Here is a 12,081-nt window from a genome sequence, read left to right on the forward strand (position 1 = left end):
CTCCCCGACACCTAACCGCAACAGAGGGCAATACCATGCAAGCACAGAACCTAAGCAGCAGCGGCGCGAAGGCTACCACACCGGCACGTCACCTGGTGGCCACCGCGATCATCGGCGCGGCCGTCATTGGCTACCTGGTGCACAAAACACCCGAATCACGAACCCGCCTTGAATGCCTCAGCCACATGGCCAGCAACCTGGGGGAACTGAGCGAAAAAGATGCGGCCGTGATCGCCCAGTTACTCGCAAAACCCGCAACCCAGGGCGCAACACGCAATGTCTAGCAATCATTCAGCACCAGTACGGCGCTTTCCCTGGAACATCGATTACACCAGCGTCTGCGATCAGTGCGGCAGGTGGCGCGCACAGGGTAATCATCTGAAATGCAGCCGACGGCGCCAGCTGCAGAACGCCCATCTACGCAACCAGAAGCCGAAGTCATAAGCCGCGTCCACCAGACGATGCGCTTCCAGATACTTGGCCCGGAAACGGGCCTTTTTGTTTCCGATCGTCAGACTGTCGATACACAAGCACAGCGTTAGGGGTTTACATGAGTGGGGTCGAAGCTCGCGGGAAGTCCGTGAGAATCTATTTTCAATACAACGGGGAGAAATGCCGGGAAACAATCCCGGGAGGCAACACACCTGCAATCGTAGCCCAGGCACGGCGCCTGGCCGACATCATTGAATACGAAATCCAGACCGGCACGTTTGACTACGCACGCCACTTCCCCAATTCAGCCAGGTTGGTGGAAAACACCTTCGGCCACTACCTGGACCTGTGGTTACGGATCAAGGCCAACAGCGTTGCAGCATCGAGTTACCGGGGCTACGCCAACAAGGCCGAAGTGCACGTGCGCCCGCGCTGGGGCAAAGTGCAGATCAACGCGATCGATCACCTGGACTTACAGGAGTGGATCCAGGGCACCCTGTCCAAAACCCTCAAGAACAAGACTATCCGCGACATCATCAGCAACGTGCGTCAGGTGTTCCGGCTCTACCGCACGCGGATGAAAGTCGCGCATGACCCAACCGAAGGTTTGATGGTGCGCCTACCAGATCCCGAGGCGCCGGACCCGTTCACCCGGGCGGAAATCAAACAGATCCTAGAGACCCACACCAGCCGCACACAAGAGCTGTTAATGGTTCAGTTCATGATATGGGCTAGCCCCCGGGTTTCCGAGACCATCGCCTTGGCTTGGGAGGATGTCGACCTGGAGCAAGGCACCGTGACGTTCCGCAGGTCCAAAGTGCGCGGCGCTTATCGGGTAACGAAAACTCGGCGTTCGACGCGCAAGGTCCGCCTGCTCGCGCCCGCGTGGAATGCGCTGCAAAAGATCGATGCGCTAAATCGAAAAAAGAAGGCACAGACTGTTGATATCGTTGAAAGGGATAATCGGACCGTGCGGCAACACAAACTGCACTTTGTATTCCTGAATACGAAAAGTGGTCTACCGCACGTCAGCGACTTCGTGGTTCGCGACAGATTTTTTAAGGCGCACTTACTCGCGGCCGGGGTTCGCTATCGAGGAACTGGTCAGTGCCGACACACATACGCCAGCCAGTTGCTTACCACGGGGATAGCATCAATCGACTGGATCGCCGAACAGATGGGACATACCAATGGAAACATGATCCGACAGCACTATGGGACGTGGATCAACGAGGATGGGCCAGATGTCGTCGGGATGTTACAGCTAGCGTTGGGGCTTTAGAGGTCAAGAGGAATCGTCCAGAAGCAGATATTCATTGCGTCGATTAAACTGGGCGCGATTCGTCTCTGAGGAGAGGACACGCGGAGCAAAAGCATCTCGAATTACAATTGCCTAAACGCGAAGAAATGCTGTAAAAATTGGCATGGTATCGAGAGGATACAAAATTGAGAATTTTATGATCATAGGTTTCAGCGTACACGGCTTTAAATCACTAGTTGACTTCAATTTAGACCAAGCGACGGGCATGGATAGCTTTACTTGCCTCGTTGGATTAAACGGGGCCGGCAAGAGCAGCGTACTTCAAGCGCTAGACTTTGCTTCGCACTTGATGCGCGGCGACATTAATAGCTGGCTTTCCAAACGAGGATGGAGCGCTTCCGACTTACACTCCAAGCTAAGCAGCACCTCTAATATTATCATCGCAATTACAGTTAAAACTGAAAGTGGTGAGAATTTTAACTGGCTCGGAAGCTTCAATAGAAGCAGTCTTTCGTGCACATTAGAAAGAGTGTTCAAGGACACAGATAAAAACGTATTCGCCTTATCAAAAGGTCGATATTCTATACTTGACGGACAACCTTCAAAAGTTGACTTCAATTACACAGGATCCATTCTCTCAGCGCTGAAAGATGAAGCACTTAATCCGGAAACCATTGAAGTCCGAAATATAATTTCAAATATAAGATCATTAGAACTTCTCTCCCCTCATTTAATGCGATATTCGCTGCGAGAAGCGGCTACAGATATTGGTACAGGCGGAGAGAGGCTATCCTCTTTTCTTTATAGTATAAAGGGGGAGGAGCGGGAGAGACTTACGACATTGCTGCGTGAGTTCTACCCATCTGTAGTTGATTTCAAAGTCAAGCAAGAACGAGCAGGATGGAAAAAGCTTTCCATTATCGAACAATTCAACGGGGAGCTTGTAGAAACAGATGCGAAGCATGTAAATGATGGTTTACTCCGAATATTGGCTATTCTGGCTCAAGCTGGCGCTGGCAATGCAACATTACTTTTCGATGAAATTGAGAACGGCGTTAACCCCGAAATCGTGGAGCGTCTAGTTAATATCCTACAGAACACCGGACAACAGGTTATCGTAACCACACACAGCCCGATGATATTAAATTATTTATCCGATGAAGTAGCCAAACAAACCGTTCATTTTATATATCGTACATTTAGCGGTGGAACTAGAAGCCGACCACTATTCAGTATACCAAGAATGGGAAAAAAGCTAATGATAATGGGACCTGGCGAGGCTTTCGTGGATACGAGCCTGTCTGAGCTTACTAGTGAGTGTGCAAAACTAGACGCGGACGAAAGCTCAACCAAGACTAATGGTGCTATGTGATTGTAGTGTGTAGTGGTGAGGGTGTGAGTGATCTTGGGTCCTGTATAAATCACTCTGGATTTTGTCAGGATGACATGTACAGGATGGGCCCACTTACAGTTATCATCGATCAAATAATCGAAGAAGTGTTGCAATACAGCCCGATGCAGGTTCACCCGGGTATATATAGGTATTACAGCGAAGCTTATCTGACGCAGCGCCTAGTAGAAAAGAAAAACCAGAGACGCGGATTTGTCCTTGCAGGTCGCAAACACGGAATTGAAACTGGTTTCTTTTATTTCAATGCTTGGATGCTCGGTGAGATAACGAAAGAATTAGAAGCGGCGGAGCAAGATGTCGCTATTGCAGTCCTCTTCCGAGATACTGACGGCACAAACACCGCCCCTGGTGATATTTGGTCGCAAAAAACCTCCTCAATGAATGAAGGCTTCAAACGGGCCGATTTTACAAAGGGTGTTCCGATGATGCCAAGACCAAAATCAGAGTCCTGGTTTCTGTGCGCGGCAAAAGAAAACCCCTATCAGCATTGTGTTGTTTTGGAAGACCTCTCAGGAAATGATAGATCTCCAAACGCTGCAAAAAAAATGCTCAGTGAGGTGCTTGGAGGAGAAGCGAATAGCGAGCGTCTGTTAACCTGGCTTGAAAATAACAACATGAATTGCCGAAGACTTGCAGAAGAGATGTCAAGTTTCGCAAAATTTTATCATCGACTAGTTGAAGTTTTGCGACAAATATAAAAACAATCAAACTTACCAAATTTAACAGGACTGAAATCCCGAACGCGCAGACAACCCGAATTAACATTTGCGAACACAAGATATCCACCGCACCTATTGACAATAGGAACTAACCATTAAATAGAAGTTTTTCAACTGAACGTTAACTTGTTGCTCAACTTGCGAGAATAGCCCGACGCGACCAGCTTTCGAACGCTGGATGGGCTCAACAGGCGTGCCCCCCGATAAGGTAATGCTCACACGAGAAAGCGAAGGGTTGTTGCGCAGTCCAAAACACCGACCGGGAATGTCTCACACACCCCGTAGAGACCATAACCTTCAAACCGGCCGAATCATGTCTATCAGAGGCTGATACAGCCGTTGGAGAGTGCTTGCTTCGAGCAAAGCATGGCGATGAGCGCATCGAACCCATCTTTGAGTAGATCAGCGCAACGGATAAGTCGCGGATAACGCAATCATAGCGAGCTCCATTACCGCTGATTCACAGCTTGCTGAATGCCGGCTGTAATTGATAGAAAAAAGCCGCCAATGAATCTCTTTATTTGCAGAGTCCCTTTGGAGCGACCGACGGACATTTGAAAAGAGCCGGCGCCCGTCATTGAGGTTAGGTTGCCACCCAGTCCCATATGGGCATTTTTCAGACGTAAAAAACCGAAAACCCCCGACTTTCTCTAGGAAAATCAGGGGCTTGCGCTTACTGAATGTGGCGGTGAAGGAGAGATTCGAACTCTCGATACAATTTCTTGTATACACACTTTCCAGGCGTGCTCCTTAAGCCACTCGGACACTTCACCGTATCTCGTCAAACCAGTTCAGTCTGTCGAGGCGCGCTAATGTAGTCGAAAGCCTTTCTGATGGCAAAGGTTTTTTTCAGAATTTTCATGCGGTTAGACGGCTATGCCGGTAGTCGCCCGGCAAGGGGTGGTGATTCTGCCATTCTTGGGCATGGGCGGCCTGCGTCTGGGGCGGGTGTTGCGCCATGCCCCAGGCCTTACAGCCCTCACCCTGCGGGAAAAGTCTGACTGGGCAGTCAGTCACAGTGCTTTACCAGGGCGGGCGTGGTGGGTAACGTCTGCGCATGCGCCGCTATAAACAGCCTCTCTATAACAAATCCTACAAGGAACCGCGTCATGAGTGAGTTGATTGCTTACCACCTCGAAGACGGTATCGCGACCCTGACCCTGAGCAACGGCAAGGTGAATGCCATTTCTCCGGATGTGGTCAGTGCGTTCAATACAGCGCTGGACCAGGCCGAGAAAGATCGGGCGGTGGTGGTGATCACCGGCACGCCGGGGATTCTGTCGGGTGGTTATGACTTGAAGGTGATGACGGCCGGCCCTAAAGAGGCGATCGGCCTGGTGACGTCGGGTTCGACGTTGGCGCGTCGCCTGTTGTCGCACCCGTTCCCGGTGATTGTGGCGTGCCCTGGGCATGCGGTGGCTAAGGGGGCTTTCCTGTTGTTGTCGGCCGATTATCGGATTGGGGTGGAAGGCCCGTTCAGCATTGGCCTGAATGAGGTGGCGATCGGCATGACCATGCACCACGCCGGTATCGAGTTGGCGCGGGACCGTCTGCGTAAATCGGCGTTTCATCGGTCGGTGATCAATGCCGAGATGTTTGACCCGCAAGGCGCGTTGCAGGCCGGCTTCCTCGATAAGGTGGTGGCACCTGAAGAGCTGCAGGCGGCGGCGCTGGAAGCGGCACGTCAGTTGAAGAAATTGAATATGAATGCGCATAAGCACACCAAGCTGAAGGTGCGTAAGGCGCTGCTGGAGGCGTTGGATGAAGCAATCATCCAGGATCAGGGCCATATCCTGAGTTAAGCCCTGCAACCGAAACATCAGAGCCCGACCTTGCGTCGGGCTTTTTCTTACACATGAATCCGAAACATCTTTAGCCGCTCTAGCCTGCCTATGTCGGTACATGTTGAAACATGTGCTTAAACATCGCCCATCTCCTACCTCTTTAGGGGCAATTGCCGAATACAGTGCACATCCGTACACTGCGCCACCTTTTGTCACGATGGGCCGTGTCGATGCTTTTTCTGTTACGTATGCTGTTGATGGGCCTGCACTTTATGGTCGCCGGTGTACTGGGCGTTCTGCTCGGGGCCTGCCGACCGTTCAACCCGGACAACAGTCGTTTATGCGCGCGCCTCTATGCGCTGCCGGCCATGTGGATTCTGCGGCTGAAGGTGAAGACCGATGTCGACTCCCTGCGCAACAAGCCCGGCACGTGCGTGATCATCGCTAACCACCAGTCCAACTATGACCTGTTTGTGCTGGGCACCGTGGTGCCCCATCGCACTGTGTGTATCGCCAAAAAGAGCCTGAAATGGGTACCGCTGTTCGGCCAGTTGTTCTGGCTGGCGGGCAATGTGCTGATCGACCGCGGCAATGCGCACAAGGCACGTCGCGCGATGCTCACCACCACTCATACGTTGCAGCATCAGGACACGTCGATCTGGGTGTTTCCGGAAGGCACGCGCAACTTGGGCAAAGGCCTGTTGCCGTTCAAGAAAGGCGCGTTTCATATGGCCATCGCCGCTGGCGTGCCCATCGTGCAGGTGTGTGTCAGCAATTACGTTACCCATATGCGGCTCAATCGCTGGAACAGTGGTGATGTGCTCATACGCTCGTTGCCGCCGATTCCTACTGTGGGTCTGACTTCGGATGACATCCCGCAGTTGATGCAGACCTGTCAGGCGCAGATGGATGAGTGCATTGCAGCGATGGATCGCGAAGTGCAATCCGCCTGAAACCCTTATGGGGGCTTGGCCCCCATCGCAAACAAGCTTGCTCGTCACAAAAAGCGAGCACCTGCAAACGCCGCAACGGAACGTCATTCAAGCTAAGCTGCCCAACACCTGTCCTCCTAATAAGAAGTGATCAGCACCATGGGTAGAGTTGTTGCGGCCGCCGTGTACAGCGCCGGAAAGAAAGTCACTGATATCACCCTTGACGAAGGCGCGGCCTGGGCCGCCAAACCCGGGCACTTTGTGTGGATCGGCCTGGAAGAGCCCGACGCCCAGGAGCTGGCCAATCTGCAACGCCAGTTCAACCTGCATGAACTGGCCATCGAAGATGCCCTGGAAAAACACAGCCGCCCCAAGTTGGAAACCTTCGGTGATGCGCTGTTTATCGTCACCTATTCACCGGTGCGCGAGAACGGCAAGCTGGAGTTTATCGAGACCCATATCTTCGCCGGCAACGGCTACATCATTACCGCACGCAATGGCCACTCGGCGTCCTACGGTTTTGTGCGCCAGCGTTGTGAGGCGCGCCCGCTGTTGCTGGAGCATGGGGAAGATTTCGTACTGTATGCCCTGTTGGATTTCGTCACCGAAAACTACCAGCCGGTCAGCGAGGCGATCCACGCCGAGATCGATGAACTGGAGCACAACGTGCTGTGCAGCTCGCTGAGCGAGCGCGATATCCAGAAGATCCATGGCCTGCGCCGCGATGTGCTGCGACTCAAGCGTTACGTGGCACCGATGGTAGAGATCAGCCAGGAGCTGCAGAAGCTGAGCTTCCCGTTTATCGACAAGAATATGCGCCCGTATTTCCGTGACGTGCAGATCCACGTAACGCGGCAGATGGAAGACCTCACCACCCTGCGCGACATCGCCAGCCAGACCATCGAGATCGGTGTATTGCTGGAGGCCTCGCGCCAGAGCGTGGTGCAGCGCAAGTTTGCCGCATGGGCGGCGATCCTGGCGTTCCCCACCGCAGTGGCGGGGATTTATGGGATGAACTTCCAGAACATGCCCGAGCTGCAATGGCACTACGGCTATTTTGCGGTGCTCGGGTTTATTGCGTTCGGTTGCACGAGCTTGTGGGCCAGTTTCAAGCGCTCGGGCTGGCTTTAAACCCGGGCCTCAGGCTTGTGCGCCACGAAGCGCATCATCCATTCCGCCACGGTCACGCCGTGGTGGTCGCGCGCCAGGCTGGCTACGCCGTTTGTGTAGATTTTTTCACCCAGGGTTGTCTGAAGAATCTCCAGCAACTCGCGGGAATAGTCATGGATAAATTCCGGATGCCCCTGGAAGCACAGCACTTGGTCGCCGATATGGTAAGCGGCGAACGGGCAGAATTCGCTGGAGGCGATGACCGTGGCATTGTCCGGCAAGGTGGTGACCTGGTCCTGGTGGCTGATCAATAGCGTCAGCTCTGGCACTTCGGGGCTCATCCACGGTGCTTTGGCATCGAGTTTGTAGTCGTGAATGCCCATGCCCCAGCCCTGCCCCGCGCGCTCGGCCTTGCCGCCCAGCAGCAGCGCCAGCAATTGGTGGCCGAAGCAGATGCCCAGCAACTTGTCGCCGCGCTCATAGCGTTGGAGCAGGTAGGTCTTGAGGGTCTGGATCCAGGGGTCGGTGCCGAAGGAATCGGCCTTGCTGCCGGTCACCAGGTACGCATCGAACACTTCGTCGTCCGACGGGTATTCGCCCTGCACCACGTTGTACACAACGAATTCGGCGGCAATCGGCTGCTTGGAGAACAGGCGCTTGAACATCTGCCCATACCCTTGGTACTGATCGATCAAGCCTGGACGCAGGATATCGGTTTCCAGGATACAGACGCGTAGCGACATAAAAAATACCTGACACGGTGATGGGAATAATGCACACCCCAGAGCCTGCCTTGAAATACCCTGACAAGGCAAGCCCTGTACATACCCAAAACCGTCAGAAGGTCGTGTTCTGTGCAGCTTTCTCCAACAGCAACGCCGGCGGTGAGAACCGCTCCCCATACTGTTCGGCCAGGTAGCGGGCGCGGGCGATAAAGTCGTTGAGGCCGTACTGGTTGATAAACTGCAACGCGCCACCGCTCCAGGCGGCAAAGCCAATCCCGAAGATCGACCCCACGTTGGCGTCCGCGGTGGACATCAACACGCCCTCCTCCACGCATCGCACGGTCTCGATGGCCTGGATAAACAGCAAACGGTCGCGCACATCCTGCGCCGAAATATGCTGGTCGGCCCGCTCGAAGCGCGCTTTCAACTCAGGCCACAAATGCTTCTGCCCGCCCGCCGGGTACTCGTAGAAACCGCCCCCCGCCGCCTTGCCCGCGCGTTTGTACTCGTTCACCAACAGATCAATTACCAGCGTCGCCGGATGATTCGGCACTGCTTTACCTTCCGCCTGCAGATCCTTGGCAGCCTGCTGTCGGATATGGCTCATCAGGCTGAGGGACACTTCGTCGGACACCGCCAACGGCCCCACCGGCATACCTGCCTTGCGCGCTTCAGTCTCGATCATCGGCGCAGCCACGCCTTCGCCCAACATGGCGATGCCTTCATGGGTGAAAGTGCCGAACACCCGCGAGGTGAAGAACCCACGACTGTCGTTGACCACGATCGGAGTTTTCTGGATCTGCAGGACGAAATCGAAACCCCGGGCCAGGGTTTCGTCCGAAGTGCGGGCGCCCTTGATAATTTCCACCAGGGGCATCTTGTCCACCGGGCTGAAGAAATGCAGGCCGATGAACTTGCCTTGATCCGGCACCGCCGTGGCCAGGCTGCTGATGGGCAAAGTGGACGTGTTGGAGGCGATGACCGCGTCGGCACCGGCCACACTGTGTGCGGCAGCCGAGACCTTGGCCTTGAGTTCACGGTCTTCGAAGACGGCCTCGATGATCAGGTCGCAGCCGACCAGATCAGTATCTGAAGCCGTAGGATGAATCCGCGCGAGGGTGGTTTCGCGCTCCTCGGCGGTTAATTGCCCACGGCTGACCTTTTTGTCTAACAGCGCCGCCGAATGTGCCTTGCCCTTCTCGGCGGCTGCCAGGTTGATGTCCTTGAGCACGACATCGATGCCCGCACAGGCGCTGACATAGGCGATGCCGGCGCCCATCATCCCGGCGCCGAGCACTCCGACCTTACGCGTCACGTAAGGCGCAAAGCCCTGAGGCCGCGAGCTGCCGGCGTTGATTTCATTGAGCTGGAACCAGAAGGTGCCCATCATGTTTTTCGCCACCTGCCCGGTGACCAATTCGGTGAAGTAGCGGGTTTCAATCACGTGCGCGGTATCGAAATCCACCTGCGCGCCTTCCACGGCGGCGAAGAGAATTTTCTCCGGGGCCGGGAAGCAGCCATGGGTTTTACTGCGCAAAATCGACGGTGCGATGGCGAGCATTTGCGCAACTTTCGGGCTGGACGGCGTACCGCCGGGGATCTGATAGGTCTTGTTGTCCCACGGCTGTTTGGCCTGCGGATTGGCGAGAATCCAGGCGCGGGATTTACCCAGCAGTTCAGTGCGATCCGCTGCCAACTCATCGATCAGTCCCGCTTGCAGGGCCTGCTGTGGCCGGACCTTCTTGCCTTCGAGCAAATACGGCAAAGCCTTTTCCAGCCCCAGCATGCGCACCATACGCACCACGCCCCCGCCGCCTGGCAGCAGGCCAAGGGTGACCTCCGGCAAACCGAGCAGCACCGACTTGTCATCCAGCGCGACGCGGTAGTGACACGCCAGGCAAATCTCCCAACCACCGCCGAGGGCTGCGCCATTGATGGCGGCCACCACCGGCTTGCCGAGGGTTTCCAGGCTGCGCAGTTGCGCCTTCAACACCAGGACGCTGTCGTAGAAATCCTTGGCGTGGGCCTTGTCGACCTTGATCAGTTCATTGAGGTCGCCGCCGGCGAAAAAAGTCTTCTTCGCCGAGGTGATAACCACACCGGCAATGTCGTCCTTTTCCGCTTGCAGGCGTGCGACGGTGGCCGCCATCGCCTCACGGTACACGGCGTTCATGGTGTTGGCGCTCTGGCCGGGCATGTCGAGGGTCAGCACCACGATCCGGTCCTGGCCTTTTTCGTAACGAATGGCATCGGTCATGACAAATTCCTTGGGCTCAGAGACGTTCGATAATGGTGGCGATGCCCATGCCGCCGCCGACACACAGAGTGGCCAGGCCGTAGCGCTGCTGGCGCACCTCCAGTTCGTCGAGCAGGGTGCCGAGGATCGCGCAGCCCGTGGCGCCCAACGGGTGGCCCATGGCGATGGAGCCGCCGTTGACGTTGACGCGCGCGGCATCGATGCCCATGTCCTTGATGAACTTGAGCACCACCGAGGCGAAGGCTTCGTTGACCTCGAACAGGTCGATGTCTTCTACGCGCAAACCGGCCTTGGCCAGCGCTTTGCGGGTGGCCGGCGCCGGGCCTGTGAGCATGATGGTCGGATCAGTGCTGGTGACAGCCGTGGCGACGATGCGCGCCCGAGGTTGCAAGCCCAGCTCGCGGCCCTTCGTTTCGGAGCCGATCAACATCAATGCGGCGCCGTCGACAATGCCGGAGCTGTTACCCGGTGTGTGGACATGGTGGATGCGTTCCACATGGCTGTAGACCCGTAATGCGGTGGCGTCGAAGCCCATCTGCCCGATCATTTCGAAGCTGGGCTTGAGCTTGCCGAGGCCTTCGAGGGTGGAGTCGGCACGAATAAACTCATCGTGGTCCAGCAGCACAATGCCGTTCTGGTCCTGCACGGCGATCAACGACTTGTTGAAGGACCCGTCTGCACGCGCCCTGGCGGCTTTCTGCTGGGACTGCTGGGCAAAGCTATCGACGTCCTCACGGGTGAAACCTTCCAGGGTGGCGATCAGGTCGGCGCCAATGCCCTGGGGCGTGAAGTGGCTGTGCATATTGGTTTGCGGGTCGAGCACCCAGGCGCCGCCATCGCTGCCCATGGGCACTCGGGACATGGACTCCACGCCGCCGACCACCACTAGGTCCTCAAAGCCGGAACGCACTTTCATCGCGCCGAGGTTGACCGCCTCCAGGCCCGAGGCGCAGAAGCGGTTGACCTGTACCCCTGCAACGCTGACGGCCCAGTCCGCCACTAAAGCAGCGGTCTTGGCTATGTCGGCGCCCTGGTCGCCCACCGGGGTGACGCAGCCGAGCACGATGTCATCCACTTGCTGGGTGTCGAGGTGGTTGCGTTGCGCAAGCGCGGTGAGCAAGCCCGCCACCAGGTTTACCGGCTTGACGCTGTGCAAGGCGCCGTCGGCCTTACCCTTGCCGCGGGGCGTGCGTATCGCATCAAAGATCAAAGCTTGGGTCATGACGTCCTCGAACCGCTGTGCATGTGTGCCCTTACCTTAGGCCCGATTGACACGGTTTCAATGACGGATGCGCTCATTGCTTTTGACCGCCACGCTCGGACGAACGGTAGGGACCTAAGGTAATTGCCTGATTAATCGTTTTAGCTGTCTAGCCAAGGCATTGGCGCCAAGATGGCGTTATGCCTCATGCCTTTTTAAGTAGAAATACTTATTAAGTGATATGAAATG

10 protein-coding genes and 1 tRNA gene are annotated in these 12,081 nt (G+C 55.8%); 7 read left to right on the forward strand and 4 right to left on the reverse strand.

Annotation, left to right across the window (positions count from 1 at the left end; translation table 11 throughout):
- Positions 1 to 35 precede the first annotated feature (35 nt).
- The 4 genes from ACHPFG_RS24100 to ACHPFG_RS24115 all read left to right on the forward strand — a co-directional run bounded on the left by ACHPFG_RS24100 (position 36) and on the right by ACHPFG_RS24115 (position 3,802).
- A complete protein-coding gene (locus ACHPFG_RS24100; RefSeq protein WP_078834491.1) occupies positions 36 to 284 on the forward strand; it encodes a hypothetical protein in 249 nt (82 codons plus the stop codon).
- Positions 285 to 550: 266 nt separating this feature from the next.
- Entirely contained in the window at positions 551 to 1,714 is a 1,164-nt protein-coding gene (locus ACHPFG_RS24105) for an Arm DNA-binding domain-containing protein (protein WP_431700616.1), read from the forward strand.
- 175 nt (positions 1,715 to 1,889) lie between these two features.
- Positions 1,890 to 3,065 (forward strand): AAA family ATPase, encoded by a 1,176-nt coding sequence (locus ACHPFG_RS24110; protein ID WP_431700617.1) that lies wholly within the window; start codon positions 1,890 to 1,892, stop codon positions 3,063 to 3,065.
- Between the two features lie 83 nt (positions 3,066 to 3,148).
- On the forward strand, positions 3,149 to 3,802 hold the full coding sequence (locus tag ACHPFG_RS24115; protein WP_431700618.1) for a hypothetical protein: 654 nt from the start codon (positions 3,149 to 3,151) through the stop codon (positions 3,800 to 3,802).
- 704 nt (positions 3,803 to 4,506) lie between these two features.
- Here ACHPFG_RS24115 and ACHPFG_RS24120 read toward each other — a convergent pair.
- Positions 4,507 to 4,596, reverse strand: a tRNA-Ser gene (locus ACHPFG_RS24120).
- A gap of 336 nt (positions 4,597 to 4,932) precedes the next feature.
- Here ACHPFG_RS24120 and ACHPFG_RS24125 point away from each other — a divergent pair.
- From ACHPFG_RS24125 to ACHPFG_RS24135, 3 genes are all read left to right on the forward strand, one after another.
- Complete coding sequence (locus ACHPFG_RS24125; RefSeq protein ID WP_065940705.1) at positions 4,933 to 5,625, forward strand: crotonase/enoyl-CoA hydratase family protein; 693 nt, start codon at positions 4,933 to 4,935, stop codon at positions 5,623 to 5,625.
- A gap of 212 nt (positions 5,626 to 5,837) precedes the next feature.
- Positions 5,838 to 6,560, forward strand: coding sequence for a lysophospholipid acyltransferase family protein (locus tag ACHPFG_RS24130; RefSeq protein WP_131699717.1), 723 nt, complete (start codon positions 5,838 to 5,840; stop codon positions 6,558 to 6,560).
- Positions 6,561 to 6,698: 138 nt separating this feature from the next.
- Positions 6,699 to 7,670, forward strand: coding sequence for a magnesium and cobalt transport protein CorA (locus ACHPFG_RS24135; RefSeq protein WP_167656070.1), 972 nt, complete (start codon positions 6,699 to 6,701; stop codon positions 7,668 to 7,670).
- Here the strand turns inward: ACHPFG_RS24135 and ACHPFG_RS24140 are convergent.
- The 3 genes from ACHPFG_RS24140 to ACHPFG_RS24150 all read right to left on the reverse strand — a co-directional run bounded on the left by ACHPFG_RS24140 (position 7,667) and on the right by ACHPFG_RS24150 (position 11,853).
- The gene (locus ACHPFG_RS24140; RefSeq protein WP_131699719.1) at positions 7,667 to 8,392 is read right to left on the reverse strand and encodes an amidotransferase; all 726 of its coding nucleotides are present in this window, start codon (positions 8,390 to 8,392) and stop codon (positions 7,667 to 7,669) included. The two genes, ACHPFG_RS24135 and ACHPFG_RS24140, sit on opposite strands and share 4 nt — an antisense overlap.
- A 94-nt stretch (positions 8,393 to 8,486) precedes the next feature.
- Positions 8,487 to 10,631: a 3-hydroxyacyl-CoA dehydrogenase NAD-binding domain-containing protein gene (locus tag ACHPFG_RS24145; RefSeq protein WP_431700619.1), complete on the reverse strand. Its 2,145-nt coding sequence runs from the start codon at positions 10,629 to 10,631 to the stop codon at positions 8,487 to 8,489.
- Positions 10,632 to 10,647: 16 nt separating this feature from the next.
- Positions 10,648 to 11,853 carry an acetyl-CoA C-acetyltransferase gene (locus ACHPFG_RS24150; protein ID WP_431700620.1) on the reverse strand — a complete coding sequence of 402 codons (1,206 nt, stop codon included), beginning with the start codon at positions 11,851 to 11,853 and terminating at the stop codon, positions 10,648 to 10,650.
- Between the last annotated feature and the right edge of the window lie 228 nt (positions 11,854 to 12,081).

The sequence above is a fragment of the Pseudomonas sp. BR20 genome, assembly GCF_050780135.1.
In the GTDB taxonomy this organism is placed as follows: Bacteria; Pseudomonadota; Gammaproteobacteria; order Pseudomonadales; family Pseudomonadaceae; genus Aquipseudomonas.

Bases quoted from the DNA above. Each gene is read 5' to 3' on its own strand.
- ACHPFG_RS24130 (WP_131699717.1), top strand. From the start codon at position 5,838: ATGCTTTTTCTGTTACGTATGCTGTTGATGGGCCTGCACTTTATGGTC.
- ACHPFG_RS24115 (WP_431700618.1), top strand. From the start codon at position 3,149: ATGGGCCCACTTACAGTTATCATCGATCAAATAATCGAAGAAGTGTTG.
- ACHPFG_RS24105 (WP_431700616.1), top strand. From the start codon at position 551: ATGAGTGGGGTCGAAGCTCGCGGGAAGTCCGTGAGAATCTATTTTCAA.
- ACHPFG_RS24110 (WP_431700617.1), top strand. From the start codon at position 1,890: ATGATCATAGGTTTCAGCGTACACGGCTTTAAATCACTAGTTGACTTC.
- ACHPFG_RS24145 (WP_431700619.1), bottom strand. From the start codon at position 10,631: ATGACCGATGCCATTCGTTACGAAAAAGGCCAGGACCGGATCGTGGTG.
- ACHPFG_RS24100 (WP_078834491.1), top strand. From the start codon at position 36: ATGCAAGCACAGAACCTAAGCAGCAGCGGCGCGAAGGCTACCACACCG.
- ACHPFG_RS24150 (WP_431700620.1), bottom strand. From the start codon at position 11,853: ATGACCCAAGCTTTGATCTTTGATGCGATACGCACGCCCCGCGGCAAG.
- ACHPFG_RS24135 (WP_167656070.1), top strand. From the start codon at position 6,699: ATGGGTAGAGTTGTTGCGGCCGCCGTGTACAGCGCCGGAAAGAAAGTC.
- ACHPFG_RS24140 (WP_131699719.1), bottom strand. From the start codon at position 8,392: ATGTCGCTACGCGTCTGTATCCTGGAAACCGATATCCTGCGTCCAGGC.
- ACHPFG_RS24125 (WP_065940705.1), top strand. From the start codon at position 4,933: ATGAGTGAGTTGATTGCTTACCACCTCGAAGACGGTATCGCGACCCTG.